The organism is Arthrobacter terricola, from assembly GCF_004354015.1.
Lineage (GTDB): Bacteria > Actinomycetota > Actinomycetes > Actinomycetales > Micrococcaceae > Arthrobacter > Arthrobacter terricola.
Window position 1 is genome coordinate 23,621 of sequence record NZ_SMRU01000016.1, and the last position, 17,401, is coordinate 41,021.

At 63.6% G+C, this 17,401-nt stretch carries 15 protein-coding genes; 10 read left to right on the forward strand and 5 right to left on the reverse strand.

All coding sequences use genetic code 11. The annotated features are described in order from the left end of the window. Positions 1-26: 26 nt before the first annotated feature. The gene (locus E1809_RS14140; RefSeq protein ID WP_133204882.1) at positions 27-1,064 is read right to left on the reverse strand and encodes a LacI family DNA-binding transcriptional regulator; all 1,038 of its coding nucleotides are present in this window, start codon (positions 1,062-1,064) and stop codon (positions 27-29) included. 281 nt (positions 1,065-1,345) lie between these two features. Between E1809_RS14140 and E1809_RS14145 the strand changes: the two genes are divergently transcribed. From E1809_RS14145 to E1809_RS14175, 7 genes are all read left to right on the forward strand, one after another. Further along, positions 1,346-2,665 carry an extracellular solute-binding protein gene (locus E1809_RS14145; RefSeq protein ID WP_133204883.1) on the forward strand — a complete coding sequence of 440 codons (1,320 nt, stop codon included), beginning with the start codon at positions 1,346-1,348 and terminating at the stop codon, positions 2,663-2,665. A gap of 3 nt (positions 2,666-2,668) precedes the next feature. Continuing rightward, entirely contained in the window at positions 2,669-3,571 is a 903-nt protein-coding gene (locus tag E1809_RS14150; RefSeq protein ID WP_133204884.1) for a carbohydrate ABC transporter permease, read from the forward strand. Next, entirely contained in the window at positions 3,571-4,473 is a 903-nt protein-coding gene (locus E1809_RS14155; protein ID WP_133204885.1) for a carbohydrate ABC transporter permease, read from the forward strand. The genes E1809_RS14150 and E1809_RS14155 overlap by 1 nt, the downstream gene beginning before the upstream one ends. 12 nt (positions 4,474-4,485) lie before the next feature. Beyond that, a complete protein-coding gene (locus E1809_RS14160) occupies positions 4,486-5,697 on the forward strand; it encodes a Gfo/Idh/MocA family protein (protein ID WP_133204886.1) in 1,212 nt (403 codons plus the stop codon). Positions 5,698-5,709: 12 nt separating this feature from the next. Next, positions 5,710-6,408 carry a ThuA domain-containing protein gene (locus E1809_RS14165; RefSeq protein WP_133204887.1) on the forward strand — a complete coding sequence of 233 codons (699 nt, stop codon included), beginning with the start codon at positions 5,710-5,712 and terminating at the stop codon, positions 6,406-6,408. Next, positions 6,393-7,535, forward strand: a complete 1,143-nt coding sequence (locus tag E1809_RS14170) for a Gfo/Idh/MocA family protein (RefSeq protein ID WP_133204888.1) — start codon at positions 6,393-6,395, stop codon at positions 7,533-7,535. The genes E1809_RS14165 and E1809_RS14170 overlap by 16 nt, the downstream gene beginning before the upstream one ends. 156 nt (positions 7,536-7,691) lie before the next feature. Continuing rightward, on the forward strand, positions 7,692-8,585 hold the full coding sequence (locus E1809_RS14175; protein ID WP_133204889.1) for an arginase family protein: 894 nt from the start codon (positions 7,692-7,694) through the stop codon (positions 8,583-8,585). 161 nt (positions 8,586-8,746) lie between these two features. Here E1809_RS14175 and E1809_RS14180 read toward each other — a convergent pair whose 3' ends face one another. After that, positions 8,747-10,291: a xylulokinase gene (locus E1809_RS14180; protein ID WP_133204890.1), complete on the reverse strand. Its 1,545-nt coding sequence runs from the start codon at positions 10,289-10,291 to the stop codon at positions 8,747-8,749. A gap of 4 nt (positions 10,292-10,295) precedes the next feature. Further along, on the reverse strand, positions 10,296-11,486 hold the full coding sequence (gene xylA, locus E1809_RS14185) for a xylose isomerase (RefSeq protein WP_133204891.1): 1,191 nt from the start codon (positions 11,484-11,486) through the stop codon (positions 10,296-10,298). A 237-nt stretch (positions 11,487-11,723) separates the two neighbouring features. Between xylA and E1809_RS14190 the strand changes: the two genes are divergently transcribed. From E1809_RS14190 to E1809_RS14200, 3 genes are read left to right on the forward strand one after another with little or no spacing between them, the layout of a single operon-like run. Further along, positions 11,724-12,983 carry an FAD-binding protein gene (locus E1809_RS14190; RefSeq protein WP_235835600.1) on the forward strand — a complete coding sequence of 420 codons (1,260 nt, stop codon included), beginning with the start codon at positions 11,724-11,726 and terminating at the stop codon, positions 12,981-12,983. Between the two features lie 10 nt (positions 12,984-12,993). Beyond that, positions 12,994-14,235 (forward strand): ROK family protein, encoded by a 1,242-nt coding sequence (locus E1809_RS14195; RefSeq protein WP_133204892.1) that lies wholly within the window; start codon positions 12,994-12,996, stop codon positions 14,233-14,235. A 37-nt stretch (positions 14,236-14,272) separates the two neighbouring features. After that, positions 14,273-15,262 (forward strand): aldose 1-epimerase family protein, encoded by a 990-nt coding sequence (locus tag E1809_RS14200; RefSeq protein ID WP_235835601.1) that lies wholly within the window; start codon positions 14,273-14,275, stop codon positions 15,260-15,262. A gap of 95 nt (positions 15,263-15,357) precedes the next feature. Here E1809_RS14200 and E1809_RS14205 read toward each other — a convergent pair whose 3' ends face one another. Then, positions 15,358-16,545, reverse strand: a complete 1,188-nt coding sequence (locus E1809_RS14205) for a 4-hydroxybenzoate 3-monooxygenase (protein ID WP_133204894.1) — start codon at positions 16,543-16,545, stop codon at positions 15,358-15,360. A gap of 113 nt (positions 16,546-16,658) precedes the next feature. Continuing rightward, a complete protein-coding gene (locus E1809_RS14210) occupies positions 16,659-17,399 on the reverse strand; it encodes an IclR family transcriptional regulator (protein WP_133204895.1) in 741 nt (246 codons plus the stop codon). Positions 17,400-17,401 lie beyond the last annotated feature (2 nt).

Below are 17,401 nucleotides of genomic sequence, written 5' to 3' on the forward strand. Positions count from 1 at the left end.
AGACTAGCACGCTCGGCTCAGGCGCCTTAGCCTGCCGGCGGGGCCGTGGATTCGCGGACCACCAGGTGGGTTGCGAGTTCCACGCGGTGTGAGTCCAAGGTGTCTCCGCGCAATTGGCGCATCACGAAGCGCAGGGCAGCACGCCCCATTTCTTGCAGGGGCTGGGACACCGACGTCAGCGGCGGGACGGATTCCTCGGCCTGGTATGTTCCGTCGAAGCCCACCACGCTCATGTCCTCGGGGATGCGGATTTTTTGCCGGCGGGCTTCGGCGAGGATGCCCAGGGCAATGCTGTCGCTCGCGGCAAAGATCGCAGTGGGTCTCGGTTCGAGCTGGAGGATGGACTTCATTCCGGCCACTCCGTTGTCGGGGCGGAAGGGACCCGAGAAGATGTAGCTTTCCTCAACGGCGACGCCGTCTGCCATGAGCGCGGCCATGTAGCCATGGAGGCGGGCCTGGTTGCATTCCGCGGCTTCGGGACCGCCAAGGAATGCGATCCTGCGGTGCCCCAGGCCGAGGAGATGCGCCGTCGCGGCTTTGCCACCGGCCCAGTTGCTTGCCCCGACGCTCACCACTTCTCCTTGCGGCGGGTTGAGTGGATCGATGACCACGATGGGTATCTGCCGGCGGTGGAACGGCTCCAATTCGGCGGCGCTGAAGGCCGAGGTCACAACGATCATGCCACTGCGCCCCTCGTCGACCATCCGCTGCGCCCGCTGCTCCGGGCTGAGGTGCGAACCGCGCTGCTGGCCGGTGACGTTAAGGAGGACCTCGACGTCGGACGCGGCCGCGTGCTCAAGCACGCCGTTGAGGACTTCCACCCCGTAAGCCGAGTTCAGGGTGTCGATCACCACCTCGACGACGGGCCGGCGCCAGACGGTGTTTTTCCGCTGCAGGGGCGACTTGTATCCCGTGCGCTCCAAGGCGGTGAGGACTTTGGCCCGCGTATCCGCGGCCACGTCCTCGCGCCCATTGACCACTTTCGAGACGGTGGGCGCTGAAACTCCGGCTTCCCGGGCGATGGCGGCCAGCGTCAACTTGGCGGGGCGCTCATTGCTAGCCACACATCACCTCGAGTCTTTCGAAATATTTCGCACACTCCAGTGTCGGTTTGGGCAGTGTTGAAGTCAACTGCTTTTCGGCAGGTCCGCCAAATACTTCGCCAAAAGACGCTTGACGGTGACGCGCACCACAGCTAAATTTACTTCACCGATTCGAAAATACTGTCGAAATATTTCGAACGTTTCCAGAAACAGTACCAGCGGCAGCGCCACCTCCCCAGAAGCGCTCCCGCACCAACAACCCGGGCAACCAGCGTCGAGCCCGAAGGACGAATGGAAAGCAAATGGTAAAACTCACGTTGCGTTCAGCAGCGATGGCCGTCACCGCCGCGGCAATGTCGATCTCCCTCGCCGCCTGTGGATCCGGCGGACCGTCGAGTGCGTCCGCGAGCTCTGACTCCGCAACCATGTGGGGGCTCACGGGCGGCAACCAGCCGGTGCTCCAAAAGTCCATTGACGCCTGGAACAAGGCGCACCCGGACGAGTCCATCAAACTCGACTTCTTCGCGAACGACGCCTACAAGACGAAGGTGCGTACCGCCGTCGGGGCCGGACAGGGTCCCACCTTCATCTACGGTTGGGGCGGCGGAGTGCTGAAGTCATATGTCGACGCCGGCCAGGTGGCCGATCTGTCCGACTTCATCGCGTCCAACCCCGACGTCAAGAGCCGGTACCTGCCGTCGGTGCTGAAGAACGGCGTCATCGACGGCAAGACCTACGCCCTTCCCAACAACAACGTGCAGCCAGTGGTGCTCTACTTCAACAAGGACGTTTTCGACAAGATCGGCGCCCAAGCCCCCAAGACCTGGGACGACTTGATGGCCCTCGTGCCGAAGTTCAAGGCTGCCGGGATCGCTCCGTTCTCGCTGGGCGGCCAGTCCAAATGGCCCGACCTCATGTGGCTCGAATACCTCGTGGAACGGATCGGCGGACCCGAAGTCTTCGCCAACATAGCCGCCAACAAGCCAAATGCCTGGTCCGATCCTGCCGTGAAGGAAGCCCTCACCAAGATCCAGGACCTCGTTGACGCCGGCGGATTCGTGAACGGCTTCTCCTCGATCGCGGCCGACAGCAACGCCGACCAAGCCCTCCTCTACACCGGCAAGGCAGCCATGATCCTGCAAGGCGGGTGGATCTACCAAAGCATGAAGACGGACGCCGCGGACTTCGTCAAGAACGGCAAGCTCGGCTTCACCGCGTTCCCGAGCGTCAGCGGCGGCAAGGGCGATCCCGCCAACATTGTGGGCAATCCGTCCAACTTCTGGTCGATCTCGTCCAAGGCCACCGATAGCCAAAAGAAGGCCGCCCTGGACTACGTGAAGAGCGGAATGTTCACGGACGCGGATACGCAGGCCTTGATCGATTCCGGAGCGGTCCCCGTCACCACCGGCATCGAAAGCAAGCTCGCGGCATCGCCGGACAAGGACTTCCTGAGCTACCTCTACGGCATGGCCAAGAACGCGCCAACGTTCACCCTCTCCTGGGACCAGGCCCTCAGCCCGGCGCAAGGTGACGCGATGCTCGCGAACCTCGACCAGATCTTCCTGAAGAAGATCAGCCCGGATCAGTTCGTCTCCACGATGAACGCGACGATCGGAAAGTAGCCCGTGTCTGTCTCTTCCGCTTCTTCCCGACGGGTCCTCGAAAGGGGCCCGTCCGGATGGCTGGCCGCCCCGGCCCTGTTCTTCTTCCTTTTGTTCGCCATCATTCCGCTGGCGGGCGTCTTTTTCCTCAGCTTCACGAAATGGGACGGGCTGGGGGAAATCAAGCTGGATGGCTTCTCCAGCTGGACCACGGTCCTGACTGATCCGGTCACCGGCAACGCCCTGTGGGTCACAGCCAAAATCATGTTCTTCTCGTTCATCGTCCAAGCACCCATCAGCCTCCTGCTCGGCGTTTTCACTTCCGCTTCCCAGAAGTACCGGGCAGTCCTCGCAGTGCTCTACTTCGTTCCGCTGCTGCTGTCCTCGGCCGCCGTCGCGATCGCCTACAAGGCCCTGCTTGATCCGAACTTCGGCCTTGGGCCCGGGCTCGGGATCCCGTTCCTGGCCCAGGACTGGCTCGGGAACTCGGACCTGGTGCTGTTTGTGGTGGTCTTTGTCATCGCTTGGCAGTTCGTCCCGTTCCACACGCTCATCTACCAAGGCGGCGTCCGGCAGATTCCGGCCTCGCTCTACGAAGCCGCCCAGATCGACGGCGCCGGCCGCGTCCAGCAGTTCTTCGCCATCACTTTGCCCCAGCTGAAATACACGATCATCACGTCGTCCACGCTCATGGTGGTCGGTTCGCTGGCCTACTTCGACCTTGTCTTCGTCCTCACCGGCGGCGGCCCCGGCTACTCAACGCGACTGCTACCGCTGCACATGTACCTCACGGGATTCAAGGCCAACGACATGGGAGCCGCCAGCGCTTTGGGCGTCATCCTCGTGGTGATCGGCCTCGCCTTGGCCCTGATCCTGCAAAGGCTCGGTGGAAAGAACCGCAACGCAAGCCAATTGGAAGGTGCCTGATGGCCTCCACAACCCAGATCCCGGTGCCGCCGGCAACCCGCGTGGCACCCAGCAGTAAGCCGTCCAAACAGGGTCGCGGCCGCGGACGTGCACGTCCCAACTTCTTGGGAGGCCTGGGCGGTTGGCTGTGGCTCGCAGTCATCATCGTTCCCATCTACTACGTGGTGGTCACGAGCCTCAAGAACCAGGCCGGCTTCTTTACCTCGAACCCGATGCTGCCGCCCGCCGAGCCAACCCTCGACAACTACAAACTGGTGCTCGAGAACGACTTCGCCATGTATTTCGTGAACAGCCTGCTCGTCACTGTGGGCAGCGTGGTTCCGGCGCTCCTGGTCTCGTTCATGGCCGCTTATGCGATTGTCCGGGGCAAGTCCCGCTTCCTGGGCTGGACCAACAAGCTCTTCCTCCTGGGCCTGGCTATCCCGTTGCACGCAACGATCATCCCCATCTACTGGATGATCACCAAAGCCCACCTCTACGACACCTTGCTCGCCCTCATCCTGCCGTCCATCGCGTTCGCCATTCCCATCTCGGTGCTCATCCTGAGCAATTTCATGCGCGACGTTCCCAACGAACTGTTCGAGTCAATGCGGCTGGACGGCTGCTCGGACTGGGCGATGATGTGGCGACTCGCGCTGCCCATGACGCGTCCCGCCGTCGTAACTGTCGGCATCTACAACGCGCTCGGCGTCTGGAACGGCTTCCTCTTCCCGCTGATCCTGACGCAAAGCCCGTCCACCCGCGTCCTGCCGTTGTCCTTGTGGACATTCCAGGGCGAGTTCAGCGTCAACATCCCCGCCGTCCTGGCTTCGGTGGTACTCGCCACTTTGCCCCTGCTGGTCATCTACGTGGTGGCCCGGCGCCAACTGATCAGCGGCCTGACCGCCGGCTTCAGCAAGTAGAAGGGACTCCCTATGGCTACCCCCAAACCTTTGCGTGTGGGCATGGTCGGCTACGCGTTCATGGGTGCGGCGCATTCGCACGCCTGGCGGACCGCGCCCCGGTTTTTCGATTTGCCTTTGGACCCGCGGCTCACCGCGCTGTGTGGAAGGAACGACGACGGCGTCCGGGCCGCCGCTGCCAAGCTCGGCTGGGACTCCGTGGAGACGGACTGGCGGCGCCTGATCGAGCGCGACGATATCGACCTGATCGATATCTGTACTCCCGGGGATACGCATGCGGAGATCGCGATCGCAGCCTTGGAGGCGGGCAAGCACGTCTTGTGCGAAAAACCCTTGGCGAACTCAGTGGCAGAAGCCGAACGCATGACCGAAGTTGCCCGTGATGCCGCCGCGCGCGGAGTGTTTTCGATGTGCGGGTTCTCCTACCGCCGCACTCCAGCGCTGGCACTGGCCCGGCGCATGGTCGCCGAAGGCCGGCTCGGGCAGATCAGGCACGTGCGCGCCCAGTACCTGCAGGACTGGCTCAGCGACGAGAACGCGCCCATGACGTGGCGCCTAGACAAATCCAAGTCCGGTTCCGGGACCCTTGGCGACATCGGCGCCCACTCGATCGACGCCGCCCAATGGGTCACCGGGCAGAACATCACCGGCGTCTCCGCCGTGCTGGAAACCTTCGTCCACGAACGCCCCCTGGCCGGGAACCTCGTAGGCCTCGGCGGGCACGGCGACACGGACGCCGACGCGCCCCGCGGGACGGTCACCGTTGATGACGCCGCGATCTTCAGCGTACGGTTTTCTCCCGACGGGTTCGACGGCGACGGCACCTCGCCCGGCGCCGTCGGGGTTTTCGAATCCACCCGGTATGCGCTGGGACGCAAGAACGCGATGCGACTGGAAGTCAACGGCTCCCTCGGCTCGCTCGCCTTCGACTTCGAAGACATGAACGTGCTGTCCTTCTACGACGCCGCCGAATCCCCGGACGCCGGGTTCAGGCGGATCTTCGTCACCGAACCCGAACACCCCTACGTCGGCAACTGGTGGCCCACCGGCCACGGCCTGGGCTACGAACACGGTTTCACCCACCAAGTCGTGGACCTCGTCACCGCGATCGGCGCAGGCGAGCAGCCCTCGCCGTCGTTCGCCGACGCCTTGCAAGTCCAGCGCGTCCTGAGCGCCGTCGAAACCAGCGCCAGCGAAGAATCCCGCTGGACCAAAGTCAACTGAAATTGAGGAAGCATGACTGAGAAGAAGACCGCCCTCGTGGTTCGGGGCGGCTGGGACGGCCATCAGCCGATCGAGGCCACCGAACTGTTCATTCCATACCTCCGAGGGAATGGGTACGAGGTCAGGGTGGAAGAATCACCCAAGATATATGCCGATACGGAATATATGGCTTCGGTGGACCTGGTCATGCAATGCATGACGATGTCCACCATCGAGAAGGACGAGTTCGAGGGGCTGCGCACCGCCGTCGAGAACGGAACGGGCTTGGCCGGCTGGCACGGCGGAATCGCGGATTCCTACCGCAACACCTCCGACTACCTCCACCTCATCGGCGGCCAGTTCGCCTGCCATCCCGGCAAGCACCCGGACGAGCGGACCGGCGAGCAGTCCGACAATTACGTCCCCTATACGGTGAACATGCTCCCCGCGGCTGCCTCGCATCCGATCACCGCAGGGATCAGCGATTTCGAACTCGTCACCGAACAGTACTGGGTCCTGGCCGATGACTACATCGATGTCCTGGCCACCACAACGCAGAAGGTCCGCGAATGGGATCCGTGGCACCGCGAAGTGACCTCCCCGGCCATCTGGACCCGGCAATGGGGTTCGGGCCGAATCTTCGTGTGCACTCCAGGCCACCGGGTCGAAATCCTCCAGGACGCCAACGTCCGCACCATCATCGAAAGGGGCCTCCTATGGGCGAGCCGCTGAAAGTAGGCATTATCGGCTGTGGCGCCATCATCGCCCAGTACCTGGCGAGCTTCCGCCGCCTGGACGCGATTGATTTGGTCGCCGTTGCCGATCTCGACTTTGCACGGGCGCAAGCCGTGGCGGAATCCTACGACGGCGTTCGCGCCCTGTCCGTGGACGAACTCCTGGCGGCGGACGACGTCGAACTCGTCCTGAACCTCACCATCCCTGCCGCGCACGGACCGATTGCCCTGCAAGCGATCGGCGCCGGAAAGCACGTGTACGGCGAAAAGCCCTTGGCCGCCACTACTGCCGAAGCGCGGCTGGTGCTCGATGCCGCCCGGGAAGCCGGCGTGATGGTCGGCTGCGCCCCGGACACCGTGCTCGGCACCGGGATCCAGACGGCCCGCAAAGCGATCGACGACGGCCTCATCGGTGCGCCGATCTCCGCCACCGCCACCATGGTCACCCCGGGGCACGAACGCTGGCACCCGAACCCCGACTTCTACTACCAGCCCGGCGGCGGACCCCTGCTGGACATGGGCCCGTACTACGTCAGCGCCCTCGTCACCCTGCTTGGGCCGGTGGTATCGGTTGTTGGCGCGGCAAGCCACACCCGCCCGACACGCGTCATCGGTTCGGGCCCGCGCGAAGGCGAGGAAATCCCGGTGGACATCGATTCACACGTCACCGGCGTCCTCGTCCATGCCTCCGGTGCTTTGTCGACCCTGTTCATGAGCTTCGACGCGGTCAAGTCGAAGTCGGCGAATATCGAGGTCCACGGATCCCACGGCAGCCTCGCAGTACCCGATCCCAACCATTTCGACGGCGACGTGCAGCTCTTCGCGCTCGGCTCCGACGCCTGGGAGACCCTGCCGGTCTCGGCCGGGTACCTCGACTCCGGACGCGGCTACGGCATCGCCGACCTCGCCTCGACTGCCGCCGGGAGCGAGCCTCGGGCGGGCGGTCAATTGGCCTACCACGCGCTCGAGGTCATGGAATCCGTGCTCGCATCAGCGCACAGTGGCTCGACCATCGCCATCGCCAGCACCGTGGCACGGCCTGAGCCTGTCCCGCTGGTGGCCCTGGCGGGCGGGGTTTCTGTTGGTGGGGGTCCGGCCGGTGGGGCTGGTTCGGCTCTGGGGTGAGCCGGTAAGGCTTGCTGGAAGCCTGCTGCCTGAGGCGGCGGTCGACCTGAAGCGGCGGCGCGTGAATGCGCCGCCGCTTTTCTTCTATGCTGATGGCGATTGTGGCGCTTCCTGGCGGCTCCTTCAGGGGCTGGCGGGCCCTGAAGGAGACAAACCATGCAGAGTGATTCCTCACCAGCTACACACCTTCGCCTTGTGTGGCCGGAGTGGCAGGGCGCGGGAACTTCGAGCGTTCGGGACCTCGCGCCGGAGTTTCCCTTCGATGTTGCGCGCAGGGGTTACACGGTAGGCACGAAGGTCTTGGAGGCGGTACTGCCGGAACATGACGGGCCGACTGCCGTGGTGCCCGTCGACCTGGACAACTCCGGCCTTGAGGAACGGGATGGGATCGAAGCGAAGGCCGCGGTTCTCGATCAGCTTGATGCCGCTCTTGCGATCATTCGTGACCATTCCCCTGAGCGGATCACCACCCTGGGCGGTGACTGCGGGGTCAGCATGGCGCCGTTCTCCGCACTGATCGACAAGTATGGAACCGATATAGCCATCCTCTGGATCGATTCCCACCCGGACATGGGCACAGGAGAGAGCTCTTACCCGGGGTACCACGCGATGGTGGTGTCCGCGCTCACCGGGCACGGCGACCAGGAAATCCTCGACCGGCTCCCCGCGACCATCCCGGCAAGCAGGATGGCCTTGGTGGGAATGCACGACTGGACCGATGATTCCCTGCCTGCGCTAGCCAAGGAATGGGGAATCACTGTGTTCCCGCCCGAGCAACTCCGGCCCGAGAGCACGTCCCTCCTCGAGTGGCTGCGTAGTACGGAGGCTTCGCGCGTTGCCATCCATTTCGATGTGGACACCATTGACGCGAACGAAATCCAGCTCGGACTCGGCGCTGACCTAGGTGGCCTCACGAGCGCCCAGGCGCGCCGAGTCGTCTCCGACATCAACTCAGAGGCCGACGTCGTCGGCCTCACGATCGCGGAGTACATACCGCGCCAAGTCATGCATCTCCAGCAGCTCCTCGCGGGATTCCCCCTGATTGGTTAAGGCGCGGGTTGGTTGGGGCGGGTTGGTTAGGGCGCGTGTCTGTTGGGGGCGTGGCTGGCTCAGGCGCGTGGCTGCTCAGCGGAGACCTCTGCCAACCAGCCGGTACCCCCCGGCTCACGAATTTGCTCACCACCCGACAAATCCCGCGCCCACCAACTTACTCACGACCCTACAAATCCCGCGCTCACCAGCGCGGCGGCCTTTGCATAGTTCTCAATGATGTGGCCCTTGAAGTCCGGCTCCGGTGCGGCATCCAACGCCACGGGCCAGTCTGGCCGCGATCCTGCGAGCGCCCACGCGGCTTGGACGGCTGCGCCTCGGGCAACGTATTCACCCGGACTCGGCACCACGACGGGGAGCTCAAAGACCTGCGCCGCGATCCGTTGCACCGCAGGATTCTGGACTGCACCGCCGATCAGCAGCAGCCGTTCGGCGCGCAGTCCCTGGGAACACAGCGCGTCGAACCCGCCAGCGAGCCCGCACAGCATTCCTTCAATCGCCGCCCTCGCGATGTTCGGCCGGGTAGTGGAGGCGATGCTGAGGCCGTGGAAACTCGCCTTCACATGGGGCAGGTTAGGAGTCCTCTCCCCCTCGAAATACGGCACGAGCACTACACCGCCCGCACTCGGTTCGGCCTCGAGGGCGAGCTTGGAGAGTTCGTCGAAATCCACGCCGAGCACTCCGGCAATGGAGCTCAGCACGCGTGCCGCGTTCAGCGTCACCGTGATCGGGAGGTACTCGCCGCTGGCGTCCGCGAAGCCAGCCACGGTCCCGCTCGCATCATGTGCTGGAACAGAGTCAACGGCGAACACCGTACCGCTTGTTCCCACGGAAACAACGACGTCGCCGGCTTTGGCACCGAGGCCCAGTGCCGCGGCGGCGTTGTCGCCCGCGCCGACGCCCAGCAGGATTCCGTTGCCGTCGCCGCTTCCAGTTCCGGAAGGTCCGAAGCAGTCAGGGTGAATGCGGCCTGCGGTATCGCCAGGACCGAGCACTCGTGGCAGGATGACGATGCCTTCAGCGGGCTCCGTCGTCGACCCCGGCTGAGGCGATCCTCCGTCGAGTGAACCGCCCGAGGCTTCCCGGGCGTCTTGGCCGAACGCCAGTTTGAAGAGGTCGAGGTCGTAGCCGCCGGTCAGGGGGCTCCAGTATCCGGTACCGCTCGCATCTGACCGGTCCGTGGTCAGGGCGTCGAGGTTAGGCCCGAGCGGACTCACACCAGCTGGACCGTAGCCACGCAGCCGCCAGGTTAGCCAGTCGTGGGGCAAGGCGACGGCGGCGACCTTTGCCACGCTTTCGGGTTCGGTATCCCGTACCCACCGGACTTTGGTGATGGTGAAGGACGCAACCGGAAGTAGCCCGGTCCTTCGAGATAAGTCCTCGGCGCCCACTTCAGAGATGAGGTCGTTGGCCGCGCCCGCAGATCGCGTGTCATTCCACAGCAGGGCCGGCCGGATCACGTTCCCGTCGCGGTCCAGCAGCACCATTCCGTGCTGCTGGCCCCCGACGGACAGTGCACTGACATCAGACAGTCCGCCGGCGTCGTCGAACGCTTCAGAAAGCGCCCGCCACCACTCTTCCGGATGCACTTCGGTACCGTCCGGGTGGCTCGCCCGGCCTTCGCGGATCAGCGCACCGTTTTCCGCATCCAGGACTACTACCTTGCAGCTTTGAGTAGAGGAATCAACCCCGGCAACCAATGTCATGAGATCAGCGTGCTCCGAGAAGGTGTTCGATGAAAAGCTGCTGGAGCTTCACGAATCCGAAGCCTTTGCCACCGAAGTAGGCATCGGCGTCGAAGTCTTCGTAGGAGGACTTGTCGGCCCGCAGCTGCTCGTAGCCCTCGCCCGGGTTCAGCGTGGGTTCGTTGATTTCCGAGACGCGCGAAGCCTCAAGTGCGGCCTGGACCTCAGGATCGGCACGGAACGCCTTCGAGCGCTCCTTGAGGAGGAGGTAGGTCTGCATGTTCGCCGCAGCGGAGTCCCACACACCGTTGATGTCCTCGGTCCGGCTGGGCTTGTAGTCGAAGTGCCGCGGGCCCTGGTAAGACGGGCCACCGTCAGGGCCGCCGTTTTCGAGCAGATCGACCAAGGAGAACGCATTCTGCAGGTCGCCATGGCCGAACACAAGGTCTTGGTCGAACTTGATGCTTCGCTGGCCGTTCAAGTCGATGTGGAAGAGCTTGCCTTGGTAGAGGGCTTGGGCGATTCCGTGGGTGAAGTTAAGGCCGGCCATCTGCTCGTGTCCCGTTTCGGGGTTGATGCCCACGAGTTCCGGGCGTTCCAAGGTTTCGATGAATGCAAGGGCGTGGCCGAGGGTGGGAAGGAGGATGTCACCGCGGGGTTCATTCGGCTTCGGCTCGATGGCGAAACGGATGTTGTAGCCCTTGTCAGTCACATAGTCGCCAAGGAGGTTCACGGCCTCGCGGTAGCGTTCCAGCGCTCCTCGGATGTCCTTTGCTGCGTCGTATTCACTGCCTTCGCGGCCACCCCACATGACGAAAGTTTCGGCGCCGAGTTCCGCCGCGAGGTCGATATTGTCGAGCACCTTGCGCAGGGCAAAGCGACGGACGCCGCGGTCATTGCTCGTAAAGCCCCCATCTTTGAAGACCGGGTGGCTGAACAGATTAGTGGTAACCATGGGAACCACCATTCCGGTCGCCTTCAAGGCACCCTTCAGTCGGTCGATCTCACGCTGGCGGTCGGCGGCCGAGCATCCGAAAGGGAAGAGGTCATTGTCGTGGAAGGTGATGCCGTAGGCACCGAGGTCGCTGAGCCTGTTCACCGCTTCCACAGTGTCGAGAGGCGGGCGGGTGGCCGAACCGAACTGGTCCTGGGCCTCCCACCCAACTGTCCATAGGCCGAATGAGAACTTGTCTTCGCGAGTGGGCTGAATCGCCATTGAATGCTCCGGGTGGTTGTGTCGGGTGCCGCGGGTCGGTGGATTGACGAGCGGGTTAGCGAAAAACGAATTGTTTCGCTACCAAACATATTATGTATTCTGCGAATGTCAACCACTTCGTCCCGGAATCTTCAGGATCAAAAATCACCGAAAAACCCTGGCGCACGCGGACCGACCCTGTTATGTTGTTGAGGACATCAAATAGGGACGCAGGTCCTCGGAACGAAGGAATCAACCGTGACTGATCAGCTGGTGGCGGAACGCAACTGGGCAGGAAACTACAGCTACCTGGCACCTCGGATTGTCCATCCGGAGAGCGTGGCCGAACTCCAGTCACTCGTGGCCGACGCGCAACGAGTTCGCGCGCTCGGATCCCGGCATTCATTCAATTCCATTGCGGATTCGGCGGGCACTCTCACGGTGCTTGACCGTCTGGAGCCGGACATCCGGATAGACGCTGCCAACATGACAGTTACGGTGAGCGGCGGCACCCGTTACGGGACGCTCGCGGCGGAACTTCAGCGCCAAGGTTTTGCCCTCCACAACTTGGCCTCGCTGCCGCACATTTCCATCGCCGGCGCCGTCGCTACCGCAACCCACGGGTCCGGGGACGCCAACGCCAACCTGGCCGCGGCTGTCGCTGGCCTCCGAATGGTGACGGCGGACGGCAATCTCCTCACCGCACGCCGCGGGGACGAAGACTTCGCCGGCATGGTTGTGGGACTGGGTGCACTCGGCATCGTCACCGAACTGACTTTGGACATTCAGCCGAGCTTTGACGTCGCCCAGAATGTCTTCGAAAACCTCAGTTGGGAGCGTGTACTCGACGACTTCGACAACGTCACGTCCTCCGCTTACAGCGTCAGCCTTTTCACTGATTGGAGCGGCGAAACCATCGGTCAGGCATGGCTGAAACGGCGCAGCAGCGATTCGGTTCCGGACGTGTTCTTCGGCGGCACCCCCGCCACCGAAGCCCGCCACCCTCTTCCGGGCGTATCGGGCAGTAACTGCACGCAGCAGCTTGGTGTTCCCGGCCAATGGTCCGATCGGCTCGCCCATTTCCGGATGGAATTCACTCCGAGCCAGGGCGAAGAACTGCAAAGCGAATATCTGGTTCCCCGCGAGCACGCGGTCGAGGCCCTGCGAACCATGCGGAGGCTCTCCGACGTCGTCACTCCCCTGCTCCTCGTCGGCGAGATCCGCACGGTGGCAGCTGACGACCTCTGGTTGAGTGCCAACTACGGCCGCGACGGCATTGGACTTCACTTCACGTGGCGCCAGGATCAGCCGGCCGTCGAGGCCATCCTGCCGCTGATCGAATCAGAGCTGGCGCCCTTCGCAACAAGGCCGCACTGGGGCAAACTCTTCAACGCGGACGCTGCCGCAATCGCTCCCTTGTATCCGCGCTTCGCCGACTTCATCGCTTTGGCAAACCGCCTCGACCCGTCCGGAAAGTTCCGTAACGACTTCCTCGACCGCACGGTGTTCGGGAGCTGATATTGTCGCGATGATGCCCTCCCCAACCCGCAGTCCCGCCCTAGCCAGCGAGCCGGACCCGTCACGCCGCAACAACTTGGCCCTGCTCACTTCATTGATCCATCACAATGGCCTGCTCAGCCGAGCGCAACTCACTAAACAGACCGGGCTGAACCGTTCCACGGTAGGCACGCTGATCGGGCAGCTGGTGGATCTCGAAGTGGTTTATGAGGCAGCACCCTCCGGGGAGGCCCAAGTGGGAAGGCCGAGCCCCATCGTCCATCCTCGGCCGTCCATCGCGGCTTTGGCGGTGAACCCGGAGATCGACGCTGTAACTATCGGTTTGGTCGGGCTCGGCGGAAAAGTCCAGAAGAAGATCCGCTTCGAAACCGAGAGGATCCCCACGGCCAAGGAAGCTGTGAACATCGCTGCAGCAGTCATTGCGGGGATGCGGTCCGAGCTCGATACGGCCTACAGGATCACCGGGGTGGGCATCGCCGTACCCGGACTAGTCAACCTTGAGGACGGGGTGGTGCGGCACGCTCCGCATCTGGGTTGGCTGAACGAACCGGTGGCAAGCATGCTCAGCGAGGCCACCGGCTATCCTTGCCACGCTGCAAACGACGCCTCCCTCGGCGCCGAGGGCGAACTCCTTTTCGGCGCGGGCGCCGGCCAGCGCAATTTGATCTACCTCAACGGCGGGGCCAGCGGTATCGGCAGTGGAATCATTGCTGGTGGCGCGTTGCTTCGAGGCGCATCAGGCTACGCCGGGGAGCTTGGGCACACTTTCGTACGCACGTCCGGCAAACCGTGCCATTGCGGCGCCACCGGCTGCCTCGAAACCGAAGTCTCGCAATCATCCCTCTTTGAACTAGCCGGGCTCAGTGGAGGAGATGCCAGCCAACTTGAGGCGGCCCTCAGTGGGAACCTGAGCGAAGCCGTTGCCGCGGAAGTGAACCGCCAGCTCGAGTATCTTGGCATCGCGCTCCGCAATGTGGTGAACACCTTCAACCCCGAGTCGATCGTTCTGGGCGGATTTCTTGGCGTCCTGCACTCTTTATCTCCGGGCACGCTCGAAGCATTCATCGAGTCCCAAGCGATGGACGGCCCGTCCGGCGAAGTCAAGATCCACCGCGCCGCCCTCGGTTCGGATCTGATGATGATCGGCGCCGCCGAACTCGCCTTCACGCAGTTCCTCGCTGACCCTGCCGGCACCTTGTCCGCTCTTCCCTTGAATAAGGTCGACTTTGTCCATGCCGTCCTCCCCGACTAACACCGCGCCGCCCTCCCCAGCGCCGTCAGGCGACGAAGTGTCAGCAGCCGCTTCATCGTCCCCGGTAGGCGCCGGCATTACATCGCCCATGGGCGAGCATCACGAACTCAGGGCCACCCTTGGCGGCCGAAGCCAGCGGGTCGTAGTCACTGAGGTCGCCGCGAGCCTGCGCGAACTGCAAGTGGACGGCATCGAACTCATCCAGGACTACCCCACCGATGCCCAACCGCCTTGGTGCTCGGGGTGGGTATTGGTTCCGTGGCCCAATCGAGTGGCAGGCGGCGCATGGACATACGACGGCGTCGTCCAGCAGTTGGAGATCACTGAACCCGAGCTGGGTAACGCCCTCCATGGCTTGCTGACACGTGCCCCCTACCGCGTCTCAGCGCGCACCACGGACAGCATCACCCTCGCCGTCGGGATCTCGCCCCAGGCGGGGTACCCCTTCGAACTCGCGACGTCGGTCCGCTACCAACTCGTCGAGGACGGTCTGCTCGTTACCCATCGGATTGAAAACACCGGAAGTCATGCGGCGCCGGTTGCGATTGGTGCGCACCCGTTCCTCCGGCTCGGTACGGTGCCGACAGAAGAGCTCACGCTGTACATCAACGCTGATACCCATATCGAGGTGGACGAACGCCTCAACCCGAGCGGCATCACCACGGACGTGGAAGGCACGAAAAACGACTTCCGCACTGGCCAGTTGGTGGGTCGTGTGGACCTCGACGACGCGTGGAGTGGCGTCCGCCGCGAAGCCGACGGACGCTCCGTGCACTACCTCGAAGCACCGGACGGAAGCCAGGTCCAGATGTTCATGGACGCCTCCTTCGGGTACATCCAGGCCTTCACCACTACCGAGTTCGCCACCACCGGCGGCATGGTTACCGCCGTCGCCGTCGAACCGATGACAGCACCCGCGGACGCTTTCAACAGCGGTGAAGGGCTTCGTTGGCTCGAACCCGGGGACGTTTGGGAAGCCAGTTGGGGCATCCGGCACCGGCACCCTGGCGGTTCCAGGCTCGCATAGGTCCCCACGGCGGGCAACCCAAGTACCGTGCATATATAGGCAATTGCGAGATTTATGCGCGGGTCGCCGGCCAAACCCCGCGTCGCCAGCAAACCCTACCCCTCCCCAGGCCAGCCCGTGTACGACTCCGCCAGGTACGCCCGGGCATGCCGGGAGGAGACTACGGAGTGGAGTTCACCGATCTGTCGGGCGCGGCTGAAATCGTCGGCGTCCGGCGCGGTGTGGAGCATCGAAGTCATCCAGTAGGAAAAATGCTGGGCTTTCCAGACCCGTTCCAGGGCGCGGTCGCTGTAGGAATCCAGCAACCAAGAAGATCCGTTGCCGTAGAAGGAATCGAGGCCTTCGAAGAGCACCTTGACGTCGTGAAGCGCGAGGTTGAGTCCTTTGGCGCCGGTCGGAGGGACGGTGTGCGCGGCGTCGCCGGCGAGGAACAGGTTACCGTGGCGCATGGGGGTTTGGACGAAGCTTCGGAACGGCAAGACCATTTTTTCGAGGACCGGGCCTTCCTTGATTTCGAAGCCGTTGCCGTTGATGCGTTTGCGGAATTCGGACCAGATGCGTTCGTCGTCCCAATCGGCCACGTTTTCCTTGGGGTCGCACTGGAAGTACATGCGTTGCACGTCTTCGGTGCGTTGGGAGATGAGGGCAAAGCCGTTCGCGGAGTTCGCGTAGATGAGTTCGTCGGAGCTCCGCGGGGCTTGGGCGAGGATGCCGAACCAGGCGAAGGGGTATTCGTGGAAGTGCCGCTTACGCTTCGCTTCGGGAATCTGCGAGCGGCAGTGGCTCCGTGAACCGTCGGCGCCCACCAGGAAGTCGGCCTGGATCTCGAAGTCCTGTCCGTCAGCATCGGTGAACCGGACCGTCGGCCTGCCCTCAAGATCGTCGATGGTGGTGTCCGTGACGCTGTACCGGACGTCGCCGCCGTCGATATTCCGTCGTGCGGCGAGGTCGATGAAAACGTCGGTCTGCGGGTAAAGCCACACGGATTCGCCCACGAGTTCCTTGAAATCGATCCGGTGGCTTTCGCCATTGAAGCGCAGCTCGATGCCGTCGTGGCGGTCGCCGTCGCGCAGCACCCGGTCCGAAACGCCGCTGTCCACGAGCAGGTTCACGGAGCCGTGCTCAAGGATGCCCGCGCGGACGGTTTCGGCGATCTGCTGGTGGCTGCGGACTTCGATCACGATCGATTCGATGCCCGATGTTGCCAGCAAGTGGGAGAGCATGAGGCCGGCCGGACCGGCGCCCATGATGGCCACTTGGGTGGTGATGACTTTGCGTGCCACGGTTCCTCGCTTCGTTGCGGAGTGCGGTTGGAGTGCGGTTCCGGAGTCCGGTAATGCACACCAGTGTGACGCGCGCCCCATGCGAGGCGTTAGCCGAATTCCGATCAACGGAATTATTCGGCGAGTCGCCGGCCAATTCCTCGAGCCGCCGTCTGCAAGGCCGGCACCAGCGCCTGCAGGCGCATTTCCGCGAGGGGAACCACCACACCGAGCGCTGCCACCGTTCGCCGCTTCATGTTGCGGACGGGCACCGCGATCCCCCACGTGTCCGGATCCACCGCGCCCGCCAGCTGGGCATAGCCCTGCTGGGCGGTTTCGGCGAGAAGGTGGCGCACGACGTCGGCCGTCACCCTGCCGGCAGGGTCGCTGAACTGTTCGAGGTACTCCGCCTGACGCTCGCGGGGCTGGTTGGCCATAAGCGCAAGCCCGACCGAGGAAATGTGGACGGGCATGCGGCCGGCCACGCGGGCGCGGTTGGCCACCGAACCCCTGCGGGACAACCGCTCGACAAACAATGCCTCCCAACCATCCAGGACGGCAAGGTTCACGTTCTGGTTCAGCACCTGCTGGATGTCTTCCATGAACGGAACCGCGGCCTGGCGCAACGCCAAAGTAGGCGAATTGCGGTTGACGAGCTCCCAGAGCCTCATGCCCAAGCGGACGTTGCCGGCGGCACCGAGTTCCAGGAGCCCGTGTTCGGCGAGTTGGCGGACCAGCCGATGCGTGCTGGTGAGCGGCAGTCCCGCCGTCGCAGCCAGTTCCGAAAGCCGCAATGACGACGAACCTTCGGGAAAAGCCTCAATGATCCGCACTATCCGGTCCACCACGGAATCGCCGGACGCCGAGTTGGCCACGC